Annotated in this window: 28 protein-coding genes; 6 read left to right on the top strand and 22 right to left on the bottom strand. The window is 52.5% G+C overall.

Going from position 1 to position 21,330, the window contains the following annotated elements:
- Positions 1-7: 7 nt before the first annotated feature.
- The 11 genes from ACOCF6_RS12920 to ACOCF6_RS12870 all read right to left on the bottom strand — a co-directional run bounded on the left by ACOCF6_RS12920 (position 8) and on the right by ACOCF6_RS12870 (position 6,837).
- A complete protein-coding gene (locus tag ACOCF6_RS12920; RefSeq protein ID WP_482460751.1) occupies positions 8-856 on the bottom strand; it encodes an ABC transporter permease in 849 nt (282 codons plus the stop codon).
- Position 857: 1 nt separating this feature from the next.
- Positions 858-1,562, bottom strand: coding sequence for an ABC transporter ATP-binding protein (locus ACOCF6_RS12915; RefSeq protein WP_482460750.1), 705 nt, complete (start codon positions 1,560-1,562; stop codon positions 858-860).
- A gap of 114 nt (positions 1,563-1,676) precedes the next feature.
- The gene (locus tag ACOCF6_RS12910) at positions 1,677-1,862 is read right to left on the bottom strand and encodes a DUF2127 domain-containing protein (protein WP_482460749.1); all 186 of its coding nucleotides are present in this window, start codon (positions 1,860-1,862) and stop codon (positions 1,677-1,679) included.
- A gap of 12 nt (positions 1,863-1,874) precedes the next feature.
- A complete protein-coding gene (locus ACOCF6_RS12905) occupies positions 1,875-2,318 on the bottom strand; it encodes a thioredoxin family protein (RefSeq protein WP_482460748.1) in 444 nt (147 codons plus the stop codon).
- Position 2,319: 1 nt separating this feature from the next.
- Entirely contained in the window at positions 2,320-2,928 is a 609-nt protein-coding gene (locus ACOCF6_RS12900; protein WP_482460747.1) for a hypothetical protein, read from the bottom strand.
- Positions 2,929-2,954: 26 nt separating this feature from the next.
- Positions 2,955-4,082, bottom strand: a complete 1,128-nt coding sequence (locus ACOCF6_RS12895) for a S1C family serine protease (RefSeq protein WP_482460746.1) — start codon at positions 4,080-4,082, stop codon at positions 2,955-2,957.
- 25 nt (positions 4,083-4,107) lie between these two features.
- Entirely contained in the window at positions 4,108-4,410 is a 303-nt protein-coding gene (locus ACOCF6_RS12890) for a chaperone modulator CbpM (RefSeq protein WP_482460745.1), read from the bottom strand.
- Between the two features lie 13 nt (positions 4,411-4,423).
- Positions 4,424-5,365 carry a DnaJ C-terminal domain-containing protein gene (locus ACOCF6_RS12885; RefSeq protein WP_482460744.1) on the bottom strand — a complete coding sequence of 314 codons (942 nt, stop codon included), beginning with the start codon at positions 5,363-5,365 and terminating at the stop codon, positions 4,424-4,426.
- A 74-nt stretch (positions 5,366-5,439) separates the two neighbouring features.
- The gene (locus tag ACOCF6_RS12880) at positions 5,440-5,922 is read right to left on the bottom strand and encodes an Hsp20/alpha crystallin family protein (RefSeq protein WP_482460743.1); all 483 of its coding nucleotides are present in this window, start codon (positions 5,920-5,922) and stop codon (positions 5,440-5,442) included.
- 29 nt (positions 5,923-5,951) lie between these two features.
- Complete coding sequence (locus ACOCF6_RS12875) at positions 5,952-6,350, bottom strand: Hsp20/alpha crystallin family protein (protein WP_482460742.1); 399 nt, start codon at positions 6,348-6,350, stop codon at positions 5,952-5,954.
- Between the two features lie 37 nt (positions 6,351-6,387).
- Positions 6,388-6,837 carry an Hsp20/alpha crystallin family protein gene (locus ACOCF6_RS12870; protein ID WP_482460741.1) on the bottom strand — a complete coding sequence of 150 codons (450 nt, stop codon included), beginning with the start codon at positions 6,835-6,837 and terminating at the stop codon, positions 6,388-6,390.
- A gap of 351 nt (positions 6,838-7,188) precedes the next feature.
- Between ACOCF6_RS12870 and ACOCF6_RS12865 the strand changes: the two genes are divergently transcribed.
- Genes ACOCF6_RS12865 through ACOCF6_RS12850 form a run of 4 tightly spaced genes read left to right on the top strand, consistent with a single transcriptional unit; the run spans position 7,189 to position 9,090 of the window.
- On the top strand, positions 7,189-7,758 hold the full coding sequence (locus tag ACOCF6_RS12865; RefSeq protein ID WP_482460740.1) for an SOUL family heme-binding protein: 570 nt from the start codon (positions 7,189-7,191) through the stop codon (positions 7,756-7,758).
- 14 nt (positions 7,759-7,772) lie between these two features.
- Positions 7,773-8,258 (top strand): glutathione peroxidase, encoded by a 486-nt coding sequence (locus ACOCF6_RS12860; protein ID WP_482460739.1) that lies wholly within the window; start codon positions 7,773-7,775, stop codon positions 8,256-8,258.
- A gap of 46 nt (positions 8,259-8,304) precedes the next feature.
- Positions 8,305-8,676 carry a pyridoxamine 5'-phosphate oxidase family protein gene (locus tag ACOCF6_RS12855; protein WP_482460738.1) on the top strand — a complete coding sequence of 124 codons (372 nt, stop codon included), beginning with the start codon at positions 8,305-8,307 and terminating at the stop codon, positions 8,674-8,676.
- On the top strand, positions 8,677-9,090 hold the full coding sequence (locus tag ACOCF6_RS12850) for a thiol-disulfide oxidoreductase DCC family protein (RefSeq protein WP_482460737.1): 414 nt from the start codon (positions 8,677-8,679) through the stop codon (positions 9,088-9,090). It abuts the gene before it with no gap.
- Positions 9,091-9,107: 17 nt separating this feature from the next.
- Here ACOCF6_RS12850 and ACOCF6_RS12845 read toward each other — a convergent pair whose 3' ends face one another.
- The 9 genes from ACOCF6_RS12845 to ACOCF6_RS12805 form a co-directional block, all read right to left on the bottom strand.
- A complete protein-coding gene (locus ACOCF6_RS12845) occupies positions 9,108-9,539 on the bottom strand; it encodes a helix-turn-helix transcriptional regulator (RefSeq protein WP_482460736.1) in 432 nt (143 codons plus the stop codon).
- Positions 9,540-9,782: 243 nt separating this feature from the next.
- Complete coding sequence (locus ACOCF6_RS12840) at positions 9,783-9,917, bottom strand: FeoB-associated Cys-rich membrane protein (protein ID WP_482460735.1); 135 nt, start codon at positions 9,915-9,917, stop codon at positions 9,783-9,785.
- Position 9,918: 1 nt separating this feature from the next.
- Positions 9,919-11,244, bottom strand: a complete 1,326-nt coding sequence (gene feoB, locus ACOCF6_RS12835; protein WP_482463350.1) for a ferrous iron transport protein B — start codon at positions 11,242-11,244, stop codon at positions 9,919-9,921.
- Positions 11,150-11,806: a DUF3793 family protein gene (locus ACOCF6_RS12830; protein WP_482463348.1), complete on the bottom strand. Its 657-nt coding sequence runs from the start codon at positions 11,804-11,806 to the stop codon at positions 11,150-11,152. Before ACOCF6_RS12830 ends, feoB begins: the two co-directional genes overlap by 95 nt.
- Positions 11,807-12,029: 223 nt before the next feature.
- Positions 12,030-13,520 (bottom strand): FAD-dependent oxidoreductase, encoded by a 1,491-nt coding sequence (locus ACOCF6_RS12825; RefSeq protein ID WP_482460734.1) that lies wholly within the window; start codon positions 13,518-13,520, stop codon positions 12,030-12,032.
- Positions 13,521-13,595: 75 nt separating this feature from the next.
- A complete protein-coding gene (locus tag ACOCF6_RS12820) occupies positions 13,596-14,096 on the bottom strand; it encodes a rubrerythrin family protein (RefSeq protein WP_482460733.1) in 501 nt (166 codons plus the stop codon).
- Between the two features lie 107 nt (positions 14,097-14,203).
- The gene (gene katG / locus ACOCF6_RS12815) at positions 14,204-16,399 is read right to left on the bottom strand and encodes a catalase/peroxidase HPI (RefSeq protein WP_482460732.1); all 2,196 of its coding nucleotides are present in this window, start codon (positions 16,397-16,399) and stop codon (positions 14,204-14,206) included.
- Between the two features lie 58 nt (positions 16,400-16,457).
- Positions 16,458-16,961, bottom strand: a complete 504-nt coding sequence (locus ACOCF6_RS12810) for a ferritin-like domain-containing protein (protein WP_482460731.1) — start codon at positions 16,959-16,961, stop codon at positions 16,458-16,460.
- 191 nt (positions 16,962-17,152) lie between these two features.
- On the bottom strand, positions 17,153-17,602 hold the full coding sequence (locus ACOCF6_RS12805; RefSeq protein ID WP_482460730.1) for a Fur family transcriptional regulator: 450 nt from the start codon (positions 17,600-17,602) through the stop codon (positions 17,153-17,155).
- Between the two features lie 234 nt (positions 17,603-17,836).
- On the opposite strand from ACOCF6_RS12805, the gene ACOCF6_RS12800 reads away from it, so the two are divergent.
- The gene (locus ACOCF6_RS12800) at positions 17,837-18,175 is read left to right on the top strand and encodes a helix-turn-helix transcriptional regulator (RefSeq protein WP_482460729.1); all 339 of its coding nucleotides are present in this window, start codon (positions 17,837-17,839) and stop codon (positions 18,173-18,175) included.
- Positions 18,176-18,239: 64 nt separating this feature from the next.
- On the opposite strand, the gene ACOCF6_RS12795 is transcribed toward ACOCF6_RS12800, so the two are convergent.
- A complete protein-coding gene (locus ACOCF6_RS12795; RefSeq protein WP_482460728.1) occupies positions 18,240-18,722 on the bottom strand; it encodes a helix-turn-helix domain-containing protein in 483 nt (160 codons plus the stop codon).
- Here ACOCF6_RS12795 and ACOCF6_RS12790 point away from each other — a divergent pair.
- Positions 18,692-19,204 (top strand): magnesium chelatase subunit ChlI family protein, encoded by a 513-nt coding sequence (locus ACOCF6_RS12790; protein WP_482460727.1) that lies wholly within the window; start codon positions 18,692-18,694, stop codon positions 19,202-19,204. The two genes, ACOCF6_RS12795 and ACOCF6_RS12790, sit on opposite strands and share 31 nt — an antisense overlap.
- Before the next feature lie 581 nt (positions 19,205-19,785).
- Here the strand turns inward: ACOCF6_RS12790 and ACOCF6_RS12785 are convergent.
- Positions 19,786-21,129 carry an IS1380 family transposase gene (locus ACOCF6_RS12785; protein WP_482460726.1) on the bottom strand — a complete coding sequence of 448 codons (1,344 nt, stop codon included), beginning with the start codon at positions 21,127-21,129 and terminating at the stop codon, positions 19,786-19,788.
- Between the last annotated feature and the right edge of the window lie 201 nt (positions 21,130-21,330).

The following is a 21,330-nucleotide window of genomic DNA, read 5'->3' as shown; positions in this document are numbered from 1 at the left end:
CAAAAATCTAGGCAATATCTTCATTCCTAAAATGCTTGAAAAGCAATGCGCCAAGAATAAGGCAGTAAACAAGGACATTAATGAGTGGATAGATGGGGCCGAATCCATGGCTTGATTCGCTCTCGATCAACGAAGACGCCAACTGCTGAACTCCTAAGAGCTTCGGCCATAACAAATAAACAACTTTCCACCACGTTAAATCTGGCTGTGGATTTCCGGTCGATTGCTGCAACATTGCCTGCGCAATCTGACTGTGGCTGGCAGCAGCGATGCCATCGGCTACAAAGCCAACGACACCAACGCCCAGAACACTAAGAAAAGCGACAATGTCGGAAATCAGGACTGATAAAAGAAGTACGGCAATAACCACAAAGAGCAGGTTGATAGAACAGATAAGTGAGGCAACGAGGTACCCCGGCATGATAACCTTTAAATTGATGGATGTTATCAAGAAGACAATGCTATGTAAAATGAACATGAAAAGTGTCGATAAGGCCCATAATCCGAGAATCTTTCCCATTACATACTTCCACCGGGCTATTGGTTTGGACAAAATACACGATTGCATACCCTCATTCCGATCGCGCCTGAATATTCGCATTGAAAGTAAGGCCGCTATGACCATCACGCCAGCACCAATTACGTGGAAGGTCGCTTTCGATAAAGTTCTTACAATGGTATCGGCATCAAGTGTCTGTCCGTTCACCATATAATTGCCTTGATAACAGCCACGAACAAGAAATACACAGAGTGCGCAGAAGACGAACATGACGACGAAACTTCTCTGCTGCACTTCGTCAATAAGCGTATATTTTGTAATCTTTGTTATGGCGGAGAGTGATTTTGAAGTTTCCATGTCAACCTTTCACCAGTCTTACAAATACATCTTCCAGCGTCTCACCTTCTTTAACAATGGCGGAAATCGTGTCTTTTACCAAAAGCTTGCCACGGTTGATTATAGCTGCGGTATCGCAGATTTTTTCAACTTCTGACAGCAGATGTGAATTCAGGAAGATAGTCATGCCTTGATCTTTCAGCGACTCCAGGAGTTGGCGTATTTCTCTGATCCCGATGGGATCTAAACCGGAGGTGGGTTCATCGAGAATTAGCAGCTTTGGATTTCCCATGAGTGCAGCGCCTAAACCGAACCGTTGCACCATGCCCTTGGAATATGTGCCGACCTTCGTATTCTCCCTGCCTTGCATTCCAATCAGCTCGACAATTCGCCTGCATTGATCTGTAGCATCAGATCGGTTCATATCCAATAGATCAGCACAGCGTTGAAGATATTGCCATCCTGAAAGAGATGCTGGAATATGATTGTTTTCGGCAAGATATCCGACTGATTGTCGGCATTCTGCCAGGGTACTTGGGATGCCGCTTAAGGCTAAGCTTCCCGATGTCGGTCGAGTAAAGTCGAGCAGCATCTTAATGGTTGTCGTCTTACCGGCACCATTGGGGCCAAGCAGAGCAAAACACTCACCCGTCTTTACAGAAAAGGATACATCGTCAACAGCTGTAAGCGACTCATATCGTTTGGTAACGTTTTTCAATTCAATCATATAATGGACTCTTATGAGATTTCAGGTGAGACATAATACCAACTCCTGTGCTTTAGAATGAACCTGTATTCAAAGTAATTACGATGGTTCAAAATAGCAACATGACGCCGCTAATCAAATGATTAAAATCAGGCGAGCGGCAATTTCATGGACATCTTTGTGGATGAGCGACAACAGTCCGAAGCCGGCCAGAAGGACCAAAACCCCCTTGGTTCCCTCGAACAGGGCGACAATATGCAGACCTTTGGTGTGACGTGATGTGGCTGCAATTGGATTTTTCCGTCGCTTAGCAGAAGTCATGTTCTAAATTTATCAAACCTTTCGACGGAACCATGCTAGCACCGCATCGAGCGGGTGCGCTCCCGGCAGCTGATCGACAACACGTCCCTGCTTCAATAGCACTATTGCCGGTATGCCACGGATTCCGAAGCGAGCCGCCAAGGACGGACTGTCCTGGGTATTGATCTGTAATACAGCCGCCTGACCGGCCAGTTTTTCTGCAAGGTTTCGCACCACCGGTGCGAAGGTATGGCAGTGCGGTCAGGTAGGGGCCCAGAACTCTGCCAGCACCGGGCCCGGAAAGGAATTGATAAACGAGTCGAATGTCCGGTCGGTCACCTGCTGGGAATGGCAGTACAACGGCGGCAAAGCTGACTTGCAGTTGCCGCAGCGTCCCCGCAGGCCCTCTTTATCAGCCGGGATACGGTTACCAATGCCGCAGGACGGGCAGGAAATCAGGTAGTTTGCCGTGGCCATGTCATTTCACCTCGGTTGCAGGTTGTTGCTCTTTTGGATATTGCCGCCGCAGCCGTTCCAACCCTTTCTGCCAGCTCTCTGCGTCGCCGTACTCGAAGAAGCGCGGATAATGCTCGTGAGCCGCTTTTATCCGGCGGGCATGCTTGATCGGGCACCAGTATTGTTCGGTCCGTGCAGCAATCTCCCGACCGTAGGCCATGAGGCCGTTGCCATAGGAACAGTAGAAACAGTTGAACTTCTCGATGACGTTCAGGTACGGGAGATCTTCCCGGTCGAAGATCAGATAATCGGAGCGCTTTGCCTTGGGAATACCATACACCGGAAAGCAGATCGACTGATAGAGCCAGAGAAACAGATCCAGAATTATGAAGGGGATAAAACCCGCGTAGATAACCGGAGCGGTCAGGACATTGAGCGGTCTTGATTTGATCAGATAGCGGAACCAGTCGATTTTCAGGCGACGTTGCTGCCGTGCTACCTCCTCGGCAAAACGAACCCGTTTCTTTTCGATAATGAACTCGAATTCGTCCCGCTTCTTCTTGAACTCGACTTCGAGATCCTCCTGCAGTTCCTTGATCCGTCGTATGAGATCGTCAATGGTTTGGGGCATTCTGCTTCTCCCTGGCTTGATTTTGCTCACTCTGCTTGCAACTGAACGTTACGCTGCTGCTGTTTGCCGTCACGAAGAATGGTGATGGTCACGGTATCGCCCACCTTGAAGTCATCCAGTCGAGCCAGTAATTTGGGGATCGATTCGACCTGTTTTCCTTGTACGGCTGTAATGATATCTCCCGGAGAAAATGTTCGGTCTCGATTAATGGTTATGCCTCTGAAACCTGCACGTGCTGCCGGAGAATTTGAACGCACCTTGAGTATTGCTACACCTTTGACGCCAAGCTGTTCAGTAATCGCCTCGTTAAGATCCTGGTCAATTTCAATTCCCAAGGATGGGCGGACATATTTCCCTTGACCAACCAGTTGCGGTACCACCCGGTTGACAGTATCAACCGGGACCGCGAATCCGACCCCGGCGGATGCGCCAGACGGGCTGTAGATGGCGGTATTAATACCAATGAGCCGACCGGCGGAATCAAGCAACGGCCCGCCGGAGTTTCCCGGGTTGATGGCGGCATCGGTCTGGATCAGATGCTCGATGACGCTGCCGGATTCCCCCTTCAATGACCGGTCCAGAGCAGAGACTATCCCTGTGGTCAGAGTCCAGTCGAGACCAAACGGGTTGCCAATGGCGAACACCTTCTGTCCAACTTTTAGGTTGTGTGAGGTCCCCACCGGCAGCGAATTCCCTTTGAAGCCGGTAGCAATCTTCAGCACCGCTAGGTCGTGCATGGGACTGGCACCGACCAGACTGGCCTTGTACTCCTTGCCGTCCGACAATCTGACCCGTGCTTCGGAAACCCCTTCGATGACATGGTAATTGGTGACCACATGTCCCTTGTCATCCCAGATGAACCCGGACCCGGTGCCACGAGGGATGGTGAAGATATTGCGGCTCCAGAAGTCCATGACCTGTTCCGAGGTGGTAATATACACGACCGAATCGCGGGACCGTTCGAACAGTTCGATGGTCGATTTCTCATCAGCGGCCAGGTCGCCCCGGGCGGTTACCGCTCGCGGTGTTGCCGATTCTTTCTGGAACACCCGGTCCGCCCAGGACAGGGCATGCCAGGCAAACAGCACTGTGATAGCAGCGATGGTCAGCCAACGCAGGCGGCGCAGGAACGGATCGGCAGTTTTCTGTATCATGGTTTAGCTCCTGTCAGGGTACTGTTCATATTCGCCGTTCCAGGTCGTCAATGCGGTCCAACAGCTCCATAACCAGGGCCATGGCATCGAAGTTGAGGCCAAGATCCCGTTTCAGGCGCAGGGCCTTCCTGGCCCTGACCACGGCGCTCCGGTCGAATAGAGGAGTTGTACCTGCCGACAGTGGCTCGATGAGGCCGATGGAGAAGAGCCGCTTCGCCACTAATAAGTGGCACTCGCACAGCCGGCTCAATTCATGGATGGTAATGCCCGGCACGGAGACCAGTTCATGCTTTCTGCTGATGATTATATCATACTTATGAGTGGTCATAACTATTCCTCGGTCACACACGCGGATCGAATCGCGACTCTTTAGCCAATTCCTCGAAGAGATTCTGCTCCCTGGCCGTGAGATGCTTCGGCACCACGATACGCACGTTCACCAGCAGGTCTCCATAGCGGCCCGAAGTAACCGGCATCCCCTTGCCCCGTACCCGCAAGGTCTGGTCACTCTGGGTACCGGTCGGCACGGTGAGGTTGATTCGGCCGTCGATGGTCGGCACCAGTACCTTTGCTCCCAAGGCCGCCTCCCAGGGGGTGATATCGACCGTCGTGGCCAGGTCATGGCCGTTCAGACTGAAGCGGCTGTCGGGCTGGATACTGACCCGCAGGAACAGGTCGCCGGAATCCCCGCCACCGCTGCCGCTGCCACCTTGCCCGGCAAGCCGGATCAGGGATCCGTCGGTCACGCCGGGAGGAATGGTGACGTCATAGCTGCGTCTGGTCCTGGTCGGTCTGCCGCTGCTATCGGCTTCGACCTTCTCCAGTTCGATGCTTTTCCTGGCGCCATGATAGGCATCGGCCAGCGTGATGCCGATGGTGGTCTCATGGTCACGGCCTCGTCGCCTCCTGGTGCCCCCGCCCCGTAATTCTGGCTCTTCGCCAAAACTCCACCCGCCGCCGAAGAGGTTTTGGAAGAAATCACTGAACTGGCCCGGGTCGGCATTGGAGAAATGGTACTGTACATTTTCGCCATTTTGATAGTCCTGATTCGTAAATTGCCCATTCCAACCGCTGGCGAGTTGATCATACTTGGCTCGCTTTTCCGGATCACCCAGAACCTCGTAGGCTTCGTTGAGCTGTTTGAACTTTTCCTCGGCGGAGCTTTCCTTGTTAATGTCAGGATGGTATTTACGAGCCAGCTTGCGATACGCTCGCTGTATTTCATCCTGAGTTGCTTTTTTCTCGACGCCGAGTGTCTTGTAGTAGTCTTGGTAGTTGTTCATAACGTTCACCTGCCATTGCTACCATACCGAAATAGTGAGGGCCGCTTCAGCGGCCCTCGGTACAATCTGCTGGTTCAGGAGACAGGCACACGATAGCGGGTATGCTGTTCCTTTTCCGGCTTGGGGAGCCGGACGGTGAGGACCCCGTGTTTGAGGTCCGCCGCAATCAACTTCTCATCTATTTCGTACGGTAACTGGATACTGCGGGAAAAACTGCCGTACCTGCATTCTGAAATAAGGCACCCATCACCTCCTTTCTGTTCACGTACGACTTTCTTTTCACCATGTATTGTCAACCGCCTGCCGACAAGCTCGACTGAAAAGTCATCTTTATTCAGTCCCGGTACTTCAGCCTTGATGATCAGTTCATCAGGGGTTTCGTGCATGTCCAGCAGCGGACCACCAAGCTTCATGAATGCTGGAAGGGTATCGGCTGTGATCCTTTCAGGCGACTGCTCCTGTTTTTTCCATGGCGCCATCCTGTTCAGGAAATGGCCGACTTTGTCGTTAACCCGCTCCAGCGCCTCGCTCCATTTTTCGGGCAACAGGTTTGACATTGCCTTCACCTCCGGTTCATACACCTCTCTTAGCTGACCTGTACAGCGATCCGTTTTGGTTTGGCGACTTCCGCCTTGGGGACCCTCAGCGTCAGAATGCCATTGATATATTCTGCCTTTGCTTTTTCGTGGTCGAGGCTTTCAGGGATCGTGAACTGACGGTAGTAACTGGCAAGTTCGAATTCACGATAGGCAGAGACTCCCGGCGTGGTATGTTGTGCCGGTGCGCTGATGGTCAGGATGCCTTTTTCAACGTTCACATCGAGAGCATCCTTGGAGGCGCCGGGAATATCAGCGGTCAAAACCAGTCCTTCTTCGGTCTCGATGATATTCACCGCCGGGCGAATATATTTTTCGTTCGACCGTGTCTCTTCACGGGTCTGAACATTCCGTTCGTCATTTCTTTCTGTCAGGCTGTTGGTTGCCATGATTGATTACCTCCTTTCCGTATCATGTCGTTCGTTGTCACGAAAGTTTGATGTCGATTTTCTTCGGTTTGGCATGTTCGGCCTTGGCCATGGTGATCTGCATGATACCGTCCTTGCAGTTGGCCGTGATCTTTTCGGGGTCGATGTCGACCGGCAATTCGAGGGTGCGGGAGAATTTGCCGGAGCCTAGTTCGGAGCGATGCACGATCTGACCTTCCTTTTCGACGAACGGTTTGCGTTCCCCGCTGATGGTGACAGTGTTCCGCAGAACGGAAAGATCGACATCCTTCGGATCTACGCCGGGAACCAGTGCCTCAATGTAGACACGCCCTTCATCCTCGCTGAAGTTGACCAACGGAAAGCGACGGGTGGTGACCGGCGAAAGGAATGTCGGACCAAACGGCCGGTTGTAACCAGCGCCACGGAAAGCTTCGTCGATCTCCCTTCTCAGATTGTCCAGTTCTTTGAATACATCCCAGGTTGCCATGTGGATTACCTCCTTTCGATTTGTGACTTTCTGAACAAAAAATAAGTACGTATAATTGGGTTGTCAAGGGGAGGGTTAAATCGATTTAACTCCATGATATTGGTGTGTTATGGGGGCAAGAAATTGAATTGCCGATGTATCTGTTGAAGTTGCCAGCACTTGATAGAAAACAATTTTTACAAACCCGACTGTTATGACTGCTATCGAAGTCATAAGGATATCTAGTGACTATGATAATATTCGTATATGGTATTAAGGTGACAGTTACGATCTCATCAGCTGAAATAAGGGGTGTTTGTGAAACTGGTATTGTTGCTGCTAGTGGTTACGCTTCTAACGGGAGCACAGGCAATGGCAATTGAAGAGGCACCCTATACCGTGGTTAAAGCATCCGGGATCTTCGAGGTGCGGGACTACGAGCCGCATATACTTGCCGAGACTTTGGTTGACAGCACTCTTGAAGATGCCGGCAACAAAGCCTTCAGGCGACTCTTCAACTACATATCCGGTGCCAATCACTCCCGCAGTTCCATTGCCATGACGGCCCCGGTTTCTCAGGAGTCATCCGGGGAAAAGATCACCATGACTGCTCCGGTGAGTCAGCAAGTGTCAGCGGGCAAATGGGCTGTCAGCTTCATGATGCCGGCAAACTACACACTGGCAACGCTGCCCGTTCCTAATGATAACAGCATCACCTTGCGCCAGGTGCCGGGCCGACGTATGGTTGCTGTCCGTTATTCCGGGACATGGAGCGATAAGAACTACCTCGACTATAAGGAAAGGCTGGAAAACTGGATTCGGGAAAACGGATTAGAGATCAGCGGCGAACCGGTGTGGGCTCGCTACAATCCGCCATTTACGCTCTGGTTCCTGCGCCGCAATGAGATACTGATACCTGTCGTGGCACGACCGGTATCATGACGAGGAGCGCCATCATGCCCAGCATATATGATTTTCAGGTGCAAACGGCTAGTGGGGAAATCAAAAGCCTGGCCGAATACCGCGGTCAGGTCATGTTGATCGTCAATACAGCCAGCAAGTGCGGCTTTACCCCCCAGTACAAGGGGCTTGAGTCGCTGTACCGAAAGTACGCCTCTCAGGGGTTTGTCGTGCTCGGGTTCCCCTGTAATCAGTTTGGCGCACAGGAACCGGGAGACATCACCGAAATACAAAACTTCTGTTCGCTCACCTATGACGTGACGTTCCCCCTGTTCGCCAAGATCGATGTCAATGGATCTGAGGCCTCACCGCTGTTTCAGTATCTGAAGTCTGCAGCAAAAGGGGTGCTGGGGAGTGAGGCGATCAAATGGAATTTCACAAAGTTCCTAGTCGATCGCCACGGCGCGGTACTTGAGCGGTACGCACCAACGACCACACCGGAAAGCATGGAAAAGGATATCGAAGCAGCGCTACAACAATAACGATCGAACTGCTCAAAATGGTCCGTTATACAAGGAGATGACAATCATGAACCTGAACGAACTGTTCAAACAGCAAGGCCTGGGGGTCATGGCAACAACAGCGAAGGATGGTTGCGTCAACACAGCTGTCTATGCCCGACCGCATGTGATCGATGAAAAGACTATGGTATGGGGGATGACAGAGGGGCGTACCTATCGGAATATTTCCGAAAACCCGCAGGCATCATTTCTGTTCAAGACCTCAGGTCCCGGCTTCAGTGGCGTCCGTCTGGCCCTGGAACTGGTAAAGACGGAAGAGTCCGGTCCCATGCTGGCAAAAATCAAAGAAAGCGCCGATGCCACCGTTGGCCCCGGTACCGGAGCTGCCGTCACCCACGCTGCCTGGTTCACAGTTACCGAAGTGCGTCCACTTATTTGAATGAAAACGCCCCGATTCCCGCTCAGAGTGTTTTACGACGGCTCATGCATTGTTTGTGCTACCGAGATAGAGCACTACCTGAGGAAGGATCATGGTGACAAGTTGGTGGCAATTGACATCAGCAGCCCTGAATTCGACTCGGTACCGTACCAGATCTCGCTCGCTGATTTCATGCATCAGTTGCATGCCATTGATCAGGTCGGACAAATCTACAAAGGGGTTGACTCATTCAGGGCCATCTGGCAGGCATTCCCAGCCTCGACAATCTATGGTCTCATGGGGCGCATCATCCAGTTTCCGCTGGTAAACCGGTTAGCACGCATAGGCTACTGGCTGTTTACCCGTGTTCGACCGTATCTGCCAAAACGACATCAATGTGATAGCGGGACCTGCAGCATTCACCATAAGGGGTGAACCATCAGAATATCGGCTTAAGAGAAGAACATTTGCTGACTTTCCAGGAATAGCTCAATCCTCTCCCGATTCTTCCTGAACGGATTGTGCCTCCCACTCAACCAGTCCGATAGTTGTTCAGGATCACGGCCCATTGCCTCACCCAGATGGTCCAAGTTCATCCCCATCGCTCTCTTGTACCACGCAAGCCGCCCCACAGTGTCATCCGGGCAGTCGAACGGAATATAACCTAGAAATTTGATAATTCTTGGATTATATTGCAGTTCCGGTTCGGTGCCATGCTCCCAGTTCCAGACTGAGGATTCGGTGACCCCGATGATCTCTGCTACTTCTCTCTGCAGGAGACCAAGATCCATTCGTTTCTTACGGATGTGTTCACCGACTGTGATGGGGAATTCGGGATAACCGGGAAGCTGCTGTTTTTCGAGGGGGATGTAGATTGAAAACAAGTGCCGGCTTGAGTCAGAATAGTAGAGAAAGGTGCACACACCCCTGGATTCGCACGTAAACCCATAAATAACAGGCTGTTACACTTCGACGGAGTGTGAAGCTTTCCAATGCAACTACTCCAGCATTTCATTCTTAAACTATTGCCGATATGGAGTGAAGCGAGGCTTTCAGGAAACTGCACCTCGTCGAAGCGATCCAATATCGGAGCCTTGACCGTAAAACCGTATAGCAATTCCTTTTTCTCAATTCTTATGACTCCCGCATCCGCCACATTCGGAACCACTGCAGCACCCTTTCTTTTTCCAGAGCGAGCGATAGAGGAGCCAGAAGGCTCCTCCCAGAATCAGGGCCATCAAAATGATATCGAACAATCCCATGTCACCCTCCCAGTCCCAGTAGTGTTCCCCCCTGGTAGATAATCAGCGCCACTGTCCAAGCCAGTATGGTCTGATAGACGAATCCGACACCGACCCATTTCCAGGTGCCGAACTCCTGGCGCATGGCGGCCAGCACGATCATGCAGGGCATATAGAGCAGGACAAACGCCATGAAGGCATACGATGAAAGGGGCGTGAATCCGGCCTTGATCGCCTGATTCAGTGCGGACTTGTCCTCCTCTTTTTCTTCTTCTCCAGGAATAAAGAGCAGCGTGCTGATCGCTGTTTTGGCCGCAGTCCCGAATGATACGACGATTTCCTTCAAATCCTCGCCGAGAGTCGGGATCTCTTTTTTATCTTCCTGTTTGGGGGCGTAAATTTCCCCCATGGTGCCAACCACGATTTCCTTGGCGATGACGCCGGTAATCAGGGATGAAGCCGCTTCCCAGGTTCCAAAGCCGAGTGGCGCCAGTGCTGGGGCCATTACCTGCCCGGCTTGCCCCAAGTATGAATCTTTTTTATGTTCCACTCCCCATGGCAGGTGCAGCATGAACCAGACCAGAATGGAAACCGCGAAGATGTAGGTGCCCGCCTTGACCAGGAAGTGTTTGCCCTTTTCCCATGTATGCAGGCAAAGGCTGGTGAAGGATGGCATGCGGTACGGCGGCAGCTCCATGATGAACATGGGCGCTTCACCCCGGAACAGGGTGTTCTTGAAGATGTAACCCATCACAACCGCCAGCAGGATACCCATGACATACAGGGACCAGATGACATTAGCGGAATTATCCGGAAAAAATATTCCGATAAAGAGCACATACACCGGCAGACGTGCCCCGCAGGACATGAGCGGAATCAGCAGCGCGGTCAGAACTTTATCCTTGGGATTTTCCAGTGTACGGGTGGCATAGATGCCCGGCACATTACAGCCGAAACCGAGCAGCATCGGAATGAAGGACTTGCCGTGCAGACCGATGGCATGCATGGCCCGGTCCATGACAAAGGCCGCCCGCGCCATGTAACCGCTCCCCTCCAGAAAGGTGATGAAAAACATCATGCAAAATATCACCGGGACAAAAACCAATACAAAACCGACCCCGGCAATGACCCCGTCATTGACCAGGGACACGGTCCAGTCCGGCGCGCCGATGCCGCCCAAAATGTCGGTGGCCCAGCGTTTGAAGGGGCCTTCGGTCATTGCCCCGATCCATTCACCAAATGGCGCTGAAAGATCAAAGGTCAGCTTGAACAGCAGCCACATGGCGGCCATGAAGATCGGTATCCCGAAGAAACGGTTCAGAACGACCCGGTCGATCTTCTCCGTCAATTCGATGTTCCGCTTTTCCGGCTTTGTCAAAATTTCCCGACAGAGACCGGTCGATAACGCATAGCGGGTAGCCGAGAAAAATGCCGATTTCATGGGGGAAAGTTCCCGATCCCATGCGCTGTGCGAGTGTATCAAGTAGCTCGGAAATGCCCATCTGGCCGGAGTATCCGGCGCGGCGCAGCATGGCACGTGCTGCAGGCGTTGCCAAGAGCTCTGCCAGAACATCCTCCCGGTACAGCAGTACCAGCACGGAATTTCCCCGATCTTTCAAGGTGTATGATTCAAGTTGGGCTACCTTAGTAACCTCGCGACCCCACTTTTTCCAATAGGTATAGGGATTGCTGCCGCATGAATGGGTTCGGTTAGGTACGGAAATCAGGTTGGCTGGTTTGACACCGGCAATGACTTCCGCTGTCTCAAGAGCAAGATAGGAGGCAAGACATTCCCGAGGGTCACAGAACCGGCCAGCGACGTCACCCCAGAAAGCACGCTTGGTTTTGTGACTCGTTCCGGAAGACTTGTTATCAGCACTTCTATCTGGACTCGTGTGCCGGGTGCCCATTTGTATGTGGTTATAAGACTGCATTTGACCCATAAGTATCCCCATCGATTTTTTGAAACAATATAGATATTGAAAATCAATGTCAATAGTAATCTTTAAAAATAATCATTCTCTCGATCGCGGCTTGCAAAAGCAGCAGTATTACAATAGTACCCGCAAAAAAAGAGCCCTTTTAAACAAGGGCTCAGGCTGCTGGCAAATATTGATCTTCCGCAGATATTATTCAGGTCAAGAGTGCTATTCCGGCGTGGATGTCCTTGGCGTTACCGGCTCTGGACAGCAGTTCTGCACAGGATATGTTCTTCTCTATCATCTTCTTCAAAATCGGTGCGGAGGATGTGTCACCAAAAAGAATTGCTCCCACCAGATGCGAATCACGGAAGATATACTGCTGGTAATGGTCTCCCTCTTCCTCGAAGATCTGGTAGCTGGCATCATCAGGGTGAACCATGCCGATGCTGAAGAGATCAACTCCCAGAACCTTGATGCTGTTGGAGCGGGGAATGCCGGCAAAGAGGGCATCTCCGCCGGCAGCGTTCATGCCTGCAATTGTTCCCTGGAACTGGGATGGCGCCCAGGTGCCGTAAACCGTTCCCAAATGTTCCGCCAGATCACCCGCAGCGAATATGTCCGGATCAGAGGTGCGCAGATGCTGATCTACAACCACCCCGTAGTTAACGGTAAGTCCGGCCATGCGGGCAAGGTAGCTGTTGCTGCGTACTCCGGCGGCAATAATCACCAGATCCGCAGGGATTGATTCTCCTGATTCAAGCACAACGTTCCGCACATGCGCATCACCTTTCAGCTCTTTTATCCGGGCACCACAAATCAGGGTGATACCGAGCGCAATGGCCTCTTCAGCGAGACGCTCTCCTGCCGCCCTGTTGAGCTGGCGCGGTAGGAGCCAGTCAAACCCTTCCACCAGCGTTACCTGTACCTTGCGGCGAGCTAGAGCCGCTGCTGCCTCCAGCCCAAGTACGCCGCCGCCGATAATCACACAGCTGGCATTGGCCCGGCTCTGCCTCAGGATCGTCTCGGCATCACGGCAGGTGCGGAGGGCGACCACATTGTTCCGGTCTGCGCCCGGAATGGGCGGAATGCTGGGGTGAGCGCCCATGGCTAGGACAAGCTTGTCGTAGCAAAGATCGGCATGTCGCTTGAGCGTAACAATTCTGGCTGAGCGATCAATGGCAGTCACTTCGGCATCGCTTAAAATGGTGATCCGTTGCTCGGTATACCAGGATTCTGGATGGACAGGGAGGTCACTGACAGTGATCTCCCCCGCCAGGTAGCGGGTTAAATTGAGGCGGTAATATGGAAGATCGTTCTCCTGGCAAATCAGGGTGATGGATGCTTCGGGCGAGGCACTGCGGGCGGCTTCGGCAGCCGAGAGTCCGGCGATACCACCACCGATGATCACAATGCAGCCTGTCATTACTTGGTTAACGGTACTTTCCTCTTGCTCTACCACTGGTTCGAACTGGTCAGGGCCGACTCCACAAACCGGACAGCATTCGGGTGGGGCATCTCCATCGTGAACGTAGTCGCAGTTGATACAACGCCATCTGCAAGGCGCAGTCCTCACCGGTGCTGGCGCAGGAGTCGACGGCTCGAAGAGGTCCGGCGTCGCACCGCAGACCGGACAACATTCCGGCGGGGTATTCCCTTCATGGATATAACCGCAAACCGTGCAGCACCAGCGTGTGTCTGCCATAAAATCCTCCTGAATAGACGGCCACTGTCGGATTGACAGTGGCCGGATGATTCATCAACTCAGCTTGTTCATGGATCAGTCAATCAGAGTGAAGCGTTCTTTAGGTACGCCACAGACCAGGCATTTGTCCGGAGCCCCGTCATAAACCGTATTGCCGCAGACTTCACAGACATAGACCGGTCGTGCAGCCAGGTCGCCGCCACTGTTAACGGCAGCGGCAGCCTTCTGGTACAAGTCGTGATGGATCTCTTCAACTGCCAGGGCATTGCGGAACGAAATCTCCGCCATCTTATCCCCCTCTTTCTGCGCTTCTTCCAGATACGGTGGATACATCTGCTGGAATTCGAATCCTTCACCTTCTATCGCTTCCACCAGGTTTTCGGCGGTCTTCTTGATTCCACCCATAGCTCGCAGATGGGCATGGGCATGGATGGTTTCGGCATGGGCGGCTGCCCGGAACAGTTTGGCTACCTGTGGGAAGCCGTCTACCTCGGCCTGTTTGGCAAATGCAAGATATTTGCGGTTGGCCTGACTTTCACCGGCAAAGGCTCCGGCGAGATTCTCTTTTGTGGACACTGGTGCTACCTCCTGATTTTAGATTGGGTGATCTAAAGAGCACCCGGGATAATTGTGTGAAACATCCTTCATCACTACGGTTTACCTGTTTTTGCCTCTCAGCCGGATCAGGCGAGGTCGAATCGGTCAAGGTTCATTACTTTGTTCCACGCCGCTACAAAGTCGTGCAGGAACTTCTCCCGGGAGTCCTGACAACCATAGACTTCCGCGACGGCCCGGAGCTGGGAGTTCGAACCGAAGACAAGGTCGACACGGGTGCCGGTCCACTTGAGTTCGCCCGATGCGCGATCACGGCCCTCGAACACGTCGTCGTCTTCCGCAGTTGCCTTCCACGTCGTGCTCATGTCGAGCAGATTCACGAAGAAGTCATTGGTTAGCGCCTCTGGCCGCTTGGTGAAGACGCCGTGTCGGGACTGTCCGAAGTTGGCATTCAGGACGCGCAGGCCGCCAACCAGAATCGTCATCTCAGGGGCGGTCAGTGTCAGCAGTTGCGCGCGATCAACCAACATCTCCTCCGCCGAAACGGCATACTTGGTTTTCTGGTAGTTGCGGAATCCGTCGGCTTTCGGTTCCAGGACGCTGAATGACTTCACGTCGGTCTGCTCCAGCGACGCATCGGTGCGTCCCGGCGCGAAGGGGACGGTCACGTCGTGGCCGGCCTTCCCGGCAGCCTGTTCGACACCCGCGCAGCCGCCCAGAACGATCAGGTCGGCGAGGGAAACCCGCTTCCCGCCGGACTGCGCGCTGTTGAACTCCTGCTGGATCCCCTCCAGGGTCTGCAGCACCGCCTGAAGCTGTTCCGGCTGGTTGACTTCCCAATCCTTTTGCGGGGCGAGACGGATGCGCGCGCCGTTCGCCCCGCCGCGCTTGTCGGAGCCACGGAAGGTGGACGCCGACGCCCATGCCGTAGAGACCAGTTGGGAGACAGACAGTCCCGAAGCGAGAATCTTGCCCTTAAGCTCTGCGATGTCCTTCTCGTCGATCAGCTTATGATCGACTGCGGGCAGCGGGTCTTGCCAGATCAGTTCCTCCGCCGGAACCTCCGGGCCGAGGTAGCGCGAACGGGGTCCCATGTCGCGGTGGGTCAGTTTGAACCACGCCCGGGCAAAGGCATCTGCGAACTCCTCCGGGTGCTCGTGGAACCGCTTCGCGATCGGCTTATAGATCGGATCCATTCTCAGGGAGAGGTCCGCCGTGGTCATGATGGTCGTTACCCGCTTAGAAGGTTCGTGAGCAGCCGGCGCGAGATCCTTTTCATCCGGATTGACTGGAACCCACTGGTTGGCGCCGGCAGGGCTTTTCACCAGATTCCAGTCATAGCCGAACAGCATGCTGAAATAGCCCATATCCCACTTGATCGGATTCGGCGTCCAGGCGCCCTCGATGCCGCTGCTGATGGTATCGCCCCCTTTGCCGCTACCGAAGCTGCTTTTCCAGCCAAGGCCCTGTTGTTCGATGGGGGCGGCTTCCGGCTCAGGCCCCACATGGGTTGCGGGGCCAGCGCCATGGCATTTACCAAAGGTATGCCCACCAGCAACAAGAGCAACAGTCTCCTCGTCGTTCATTGCCATGCGGGCGAAGGTTTCGCGAACGTCACGGCCGGAGGCGACCGCATCCGGTTCGCCGTTCGGCCCTTCCGGGTTCACGTAGATCAGGCCCATCTGCACGGCGGCAAGCGGGTTCTCGAGGTCCCGGTTTCCGCTGTAGCGCTGGTCGCCGAGCCAGGTGTCCTCGCTGCCCCAGTAGATGTCTTCTTCCGGCTCCCAGATGTCCTCGCGCCCGCCACCGAAGCCGAAGGTCTTGAATCCCATTGACTCCATGGCGCAGTTGCCGGCGAGGACCATGAGGTCGGCCCAGGAGATATTCTTGCCGTATTTCTGCTTGATCGGCCAGAGCAGACGGCGCGCCTTGTCGAGGTTGACGTTGTCGGGCCAGCTGTTGAGGGGTGCCAGGCGCTGGTTGCCGGACCCGGCACCGCCGCGGCCGTCGCCCATGCGGTAGGTGCCGGCGCTGTGCCATGCCATCCGGATGAAGAGCCCGCCGTAGTGACCGTAGTCAGCCGGCCACCACTCCTGCGAGTCGGTCATCAGCGCATAGAGGTCCTTCTTCAAGGCATCCAGGTCAAGTTTCTTGAACTCCTCGGCATAGTTGAACTCCTCGCCCATCGGGTTGCCCAAGGGAGAATTCTGATGAAGCATCTTGAGGTTCAACTGGTTCGGCCACCAGTCCCGGTTCGAGGTGCCACCTCCGGCTACCTGCTTGCTGGTTTTGCCCGTGACCGGGCACGTGCTTTCTTCACTCATCTCTGCTCTCCTTTCCTTTGTGTTGTTATGAATCGTTTTTATGAGTATCCGTTGCCGCCTATTCCTTCATAGCCCTGACCAGCAGTTCGTAATCCTCCAGCAGCGACTGAAGATCCTCTTCATGTTCGACTTCCTGTTGCAGGATGGTCAACACCATGTTGTAGGTGACCGGGTCCTTGTCTCTGGTGATATCCATCAGCCGCTTGTAAACGCCGATGGCGCACTGTTCCCCTTTGATGTTCTGCTCCAGAAGCACCTTGACAAACGGGTCGTCAGGGGCGTCGTAGCCGCAGTTTGTGTGCTTGTACCATTCTTCAGGCTTGGTGACTGGCGTTCCACCCAGTTGGATGATGCGCATGGCCACCATGTCAGCATGTGCCAGTTCCTCGGTGGCATGCTGCAACAGTTCTGCCCCCACGGCATCTTTCATTGGTCCCTTTACCAGCTTGGCTCCCAGCCAGTACTGGTAATAGGCCAGCCATTCGTCACTGTATGCGCTGCGTAACAGCCCGAGTAATTCATTCACATCCATACCGATAATTTCACGTCCCTTCGATCCCATGTTCTTCTCCTTTTTGAAAATATAGTTTTAGCTTTTCCTGCTATCCAGGCATGCCGAGTAGTGTTTATGTAGAATTTAGTGACATGCAGCGATATATTACTTAATCAATCAAGAACCATTCCTGTTTGATGAGCAAAAAAATGGTAAGCTGGATGGTTTTCTTGCTCTGGCATACGTTTTGATGGTGGGGGCTATTGAGAACATTTTCCACACACGCCGTAATATTCAAAACGCACGTCATGCACCTTGAAGCCAGTTAGTTTCTCAACTATTTCAGGTGGGATCATAGCGGTATCGGTGAAGTCCTCAATCCGCCCGCAACGGGTACAGATCAGATTGAGGTGATTGCTTGTATCCATATCATATCGATTATCCATAGCTTCAAACTCCAACTCCCTGACCAACTTGAGAGATTTAAGTAGAGACAGGGTGGAGTAAACAGTAGAGAGGCTGATTTTAGGGTGTTTTTCCCGTGCCGCTCGATAGATGGTCATGGCAGAGGGATGACAATTGTCAAGGGTCAAGATTTCGACAATAGTCCGCCGCTGGGGAGTCAGTTTCATTCCCCGTTCTTTCAGCCCCTTAACAATCGCGTTTTTGAACTGTTCCCGTTTGATAATAACACCCCAGTCAATAATCATTCCTGATTAGGAGGAATGGTACTACACCTTCTATAAATGTCAACACTATTGGCAAAATATTTACGCAAATACAATTAGTCATCCACTCTTGGGGTGGACGAACATGGTGGGAGGCAGTTAGCAGAGCGAAAGTGACCGCTCGGATGTAATGCGGTTGACGCAATCGCCACAATATGGCTATTATCGTAATCAATAAAAGTCCGTATGACTACGATAATAAGCAAATTGTGATTTATGGCATCTCCTGTGAACCGTACATATCTCCGGCAGACCCGGGATGCAGTTGAGTTGTTGGGCAAACTCATCCGGCTTGGCAGGAAAGAACGCAAAATGACCGAGGAAGACCTGTCCGGACGGGCGGGGATTTCCAGGAGGACCTTGCAGAAAATCGAGCGCGGCGACCCGAAGTGTGAGATCGGCCTGGTGTTCGAGGTTGCCTACATAGTCGGAGTGAAGCTTTTCAGTGATGAAGAGAACTCGACTCGCTACACCTATGGGAGGCACATTGACGATAGGCTGGCATTGCTCCCCAAGCGGGTTCGTAAAGCAGTAAACGTCAATGATGATTTTTGACGGTAGAACACGTACAGGTGAGTAGCGTTTCTGAAGAGTTTCCTTTCACTGAAGAAAATATCCTCTATTTTATCTCTGGCAGAGGGAAGCTTTTCTGATTCTTCAGGAAGAGTTCTATCTTATCTAGGTTTTTCCGGAACGGATTATGCCGGCCACTCAACCAGTCAGATAGCTGTTCGGGATCTCTACCCATAGCTTCACCCAGAAGATCCAGGTTCATTCCCATAGCTCTCTTGTACCATGCAAGCCGCCCCACGGTGTCATCCGGGCAGTCGAACGGAATATAACCTAGAAATTTGATAATTCTTGGATTATATTGCAGTTCTGGCTCGGTGCCATGCTCCCAGTTCCAGATAGAGGACTCGGTGACGCCGATGATTTCGGCGATTTCTCTCTGGAGGAGGCCGAGGTCCATTCGTTTTTTGCGGATGTGTTCACCGACTGTGATGGGGAATTCGGGATAATCGGGAAGCTGCTGTTTTTCGAGGGGAATTTGAATTGAGAACGAGTGCCGTCTTGAGTCAGAATAGTAGAGAAAGGTGCACACACCCCTGCCCTTGCGGCTATCTTTCCGATCCGACTCACCCCTGCACCTGTACTCCGGTTGCCATCCACCGCTACCGCTCCCGTATCTCCGGGCCATTGCTCGATCGCATCGACATTCACATTGAAGTACCGGCGGTCAAATATCGTGATCTGGCTGATAGGAGTGACGCGGAAAGTTCCGCCGCCATCGCCAAACGGGTTGAACATTCGCGCGAACTGCAACTGGAACGCTACAAAGGCACCAAAATTCACTGCAACGCCCAGATGACTCCGCGCTTCATCAAAAAATACTGCGAATTGGACGCCTCCGGCAACCGCATGCTCGAACTGGTCACTGACCGCCTCGGCTTCTCTGCCCGCACCTACACCCGCATCCTCAAAGTTGCCCGCACGATTGCGGATCTTGATGGCAGCGCTTCTATCCATGAACAGCACATTGCTGAAGCGATTCAGTATCGGAGCCTGGATAGGAAGACGTTGTAGTTCTTTTCGAACAACAAAATCAGGATATAGTCTTTCATATCAGGCAGATGATTATGTATGGCTCTCGGGGGCGGGGCGATGCTTAACAGGATTCAGATCACGATTTCAAGCCTATCATATCGCTTAAGGTATATAGCGAAGAGAGGTTTCGTGAAGCTTCTGCCAAAGGATATTCCTATTCCCAAGCCACGCATCAACTCACCAATATGCTTCACATCCTGGTTGCTTCTTCGTAGACGTCATTTTTCATCGGTGAAATAATCGGCTCGACCAGACGCCATACGCGCCCGGCAAGAATAGTCGGGTGTAGCAAAGATGGCACATCGTGGACATAAATATACATTTAATACCCTGAATCCGTGACGCAATTTTGCTGACACGGGTAGTTTTGGGCACCGGTCCCATTTTTTGCTAATTAAAGGCTGTGATTTTGAAAAAATCGAGTCTTAAATTTGATCTGTAAGCCCTGCTCTCTGGCAATTGAACCGTTTTGCTATGTCTATTCCCAAATTGCGGACAGGTGTTATTCTTGTCCCCCTGTCGGGAACCCCTGATTACTCTGTTTGTACAGGTGTCGTTCTTTAGCCGTAGGCCAGCCGTTGGTAAATCTGATTGAACGCTTCGGCATGGGCTGTCACATGACGACTGAATCGGAGTTTCAGTCGTCTGCCACTGGTAATGAGCCTTCCGGCAAAGTAAACAAGTTCCTGAATGACTGTCTTGACTCTCCTGCGTTTGGCGTCGTGACGAATGATCCCTTTTGCGTTTACCAGAGCGACTTGGCCGATGAAGCGCAGGATGTTGTACACCAAAGAGCCGCAGGCCATTACAAGCTGATTGGTTGCGAATTTACCTGACGGCAGCCGCTCAAGGTCCATGTCGGTCTTGATTTCGGCATGGTACTGTTCACAGACGGCATGCCCCTTGTACAGTTCGATAATCTCCTGGTCGGAAAGTGAAAGGCTTGTCCACCAGCCTTCAATTTCGATGTCCGGCTCAAGAAGCATCTGTCCCTTTTTGTCGGTGGTTCGCTCTACAACCCGCATGACTCGGCGAAGAGTAATGGTTCTTTCTATTTCATCGGGATCGGCAAAGGTGTGTTTTTCCTTAACACTGAAAACCGCAACCCGCTTGCCAGGGCGTGGTGTGCTGATCTTTCCCTTAGAAAAGGCCTGTTGCACCCAGGCTTGTTTATCCTGTTTGCGTGGGTTCCACTTGATGATGTAATCCACTCGCCGGTGGCGGGAAAGTTCCGCCATATTGGCAAGAGCGTCATGGGCTGAGTCGGTGCGCAGCAAAAGCTTTTGTTTGCAGAACTGACGAACTCGTCCAAGTGTTTCGCGTATGAAGGATATGAAACCGTTCTGGGGATGCTGCGAGCCAGGCAGAAGGTGTTGATTCACCATCCAGCCTTCCATGCCAAGATAGGCGGGAAGGCAGAGATAACCGTCAACCTGCCGATAGGTGCGTTCTACCTTCTCTTTCTTGCTTCCGGAATTGTCGAGAACGAATCCGTCGAGGTCAAGGGGAATGTGGCCGGTTGATAGAGCTGTCAGAGGGACTTTAGTTCTCTCCAAAAACTCGATGGAAGCCCAAGAAATTGCACCGAGCATCCGACCGGCATATTCATCCATGCGCTGCCGCATGGTGCATTCGGAGGGGACATCCTTATTGCCAAGCGATTCACGGAAAAAGTCGTCACGCCGATATTGCTCGACAGCAACGAAATCGCTCTTGCCTTGTGCAAGAAGGGCACAGTAGCTCCTGATGATATCAATGCCGGCAATCAGATCGCTGGGTGCGTCCATACCGGCAAGGGCAGAAGAAAGAGATGTAAAACGGTTCAGAGCCAGCCCGACAAGGGCAAGACCGGAGTGGGAAGTGTAGAATTCTTCGTCGGACTGTTCGATGATGAAACGTTTCATGGATTCACCTGCCGGGTGAGTTTTTTTGAATAGCAAAATAGCTCAATTATCAAAGAACATCAATGTGTTACAAATGGTATGAATTAATTTATTTAAGTAGTCGTCACGGAGTCAGGAATACGACTTAAACGGCATGACACACTATGTTGTTTAACGTTGTTATTTTTTTATCCAAAAAAACAACGCAAAGATAGATAGATA

The organism is Geobacter psychrophilus, assembly GCF_056821595.1.
This window is presented reverse-complemented; position numbering and strand designations above follow the sequence as displayed.

Coding starts and splice junctions, on each gene's coding strand:
- ACOCF6_RS12910 (WP_482460749.1), bottom strand. CDS start 1,862: ATGACTTCTGCTAAGCGACGGAAAAATCCAATTGCAGCCACATCACGT.
- ACOCF6_RS12850 (WP_482460737.1), top strand. CDS start 8,677: ATGAAAACGCCCCGATTCCCGCTCAGAGTGTTTTACGACGGCTCATGC.
- ACOCF6_RS12870 (WP_482460741.1), bottom strand. CDS start 6,837: ATGGCAACCTGGGATGTATTCAAAGAACTGGACAATCTGAGAAGGGAG.
- ACOCF6_RS12810 (WP_482460731.1), bottom strand. CDS start 16,961: ATGGGATCGAAGGGACGTGAAATTATCGGTATGGATGTGAATGAATTA.
- ACOCF6_RS12885 (WP_482460744.1), bottom strand. CDS start 5,365: ATGAACAACTACCAAGACTACTACAAGACACTCGGCGTCGAGAAAAAA.
- ACOCF6_RS12915 (WP_482460750.1), bottom strand. CDS start 1,562: ATGATTGAATTGAAAAACGTTACCAAACGATATGAGTCGCTTACAGCT.
- ACOCF6_RS12785 (WP_482460726.1), bottom strand. CDS start 21,129: ATGAAACGTTTCATCATCGAACAGTCCGACGAAGAATTCTACACTTCC.
- ACOCF6_RS12830 (WP_482463348.1), bottom strand. CDS start 11,806: ATGGGCACCCGGCACACGAGTCCAGATAGAAGTGCTGATAACAAGTCT.
- ACOCF6_RS12920 (WP_482460751.1), bottom strand. CDS start 856: ATGGAAACTTCAAAATCACTCTCCGCCATAACAAAGATTACAAAATAT.
- ACOCF6_RS12890 (WP_482460745.1), bottom strand. CDS start 4,410: ATGACCACTCATAAGTATGATATAATCATCAGCAGAAAGCATGAACTG.
- ACOCF6_RS12805 (WP_482460730.1), bottom strand. CDS start 17,602: ATGATTATTGACTGGGGTGTTATTATCAAACGGGAACAGTTCAAAAAC.
- ACOCF6_RS12880 (WP_482460743.1), bottom strand. CDS start 5,922: ATGTCAAACCTGTTGCCCGAAAAATGGAGCGAGGCGCTGGAGCGGGTT.
- ACOCF6_RS12855 (WP_482460738.1), top strand. CDS start 8,305: ATGAACCTGAACGAACTGTTCAAACAGCAAGGCCTGGGGGTCATGGCA.
- ACOCF6_RS12825 (WP_482460734.1), bottom strand. CDS start 13,520: ATGGCAGACACACGCTGGTGCTGCACGGTTTGCGGTTATATCCATGAA.
- ACOCF6_RS12900 (WP_482460747.1), bottom strand. CDS start 2,928: ATGCCCCAAACCATTGACGATCTCATACGACGGATCAAGGAACTGCAG.
- ACOCF6_RS12875 (WP_482460742.1), bottom strand. CDS start 6,350: ATGGCAACCAACAGCCTGACAGAAAGAAATGACGAACGGAATGTTCAG.
- ACOCF6_RS12865 (WP_482460740.1), top strand. CDS start 7,189: ATGGCAATTGAAGAGGCACCCTATACCGTGGTTAAAGCATCCGGGATC.
- ACOCF6_RS12895 (WP_482460746.1), bottom strand. CDS start 4,082: ATGATACAGAAAACTGCCGATCCGTTCCTGCGCCGCCTGCGTTGGCTG.
- ACOCF6_RS12800 (WP_482460729.1), top strand. CDS start 17,837: ATGGCATCTCCTGTGAACCGTACATATCTCCGGCAGACCCGGGATGCA.
- katG (WP_482460732.1), bottom strand. CDS start 16,399: ATGAGTGAAGAAAGCACGTGCCCGGTCACGGGCAAAACCAGCAAGCAG.
- ACOCF6_RS12840 (WP_482460735.1), bottom strand. CDS start 9,917: ATGGGATTGTTCGATATCATTTTGATGGCCCTGATTCTGGGAGGAGCC.
- ACOCF6_RS12860 (WP_482460739.1), top strand. CDS start 7,773: ATGCCCAGCATATATGATTTTCAGGTGCAAACGGCTAGTGGGGAAATC.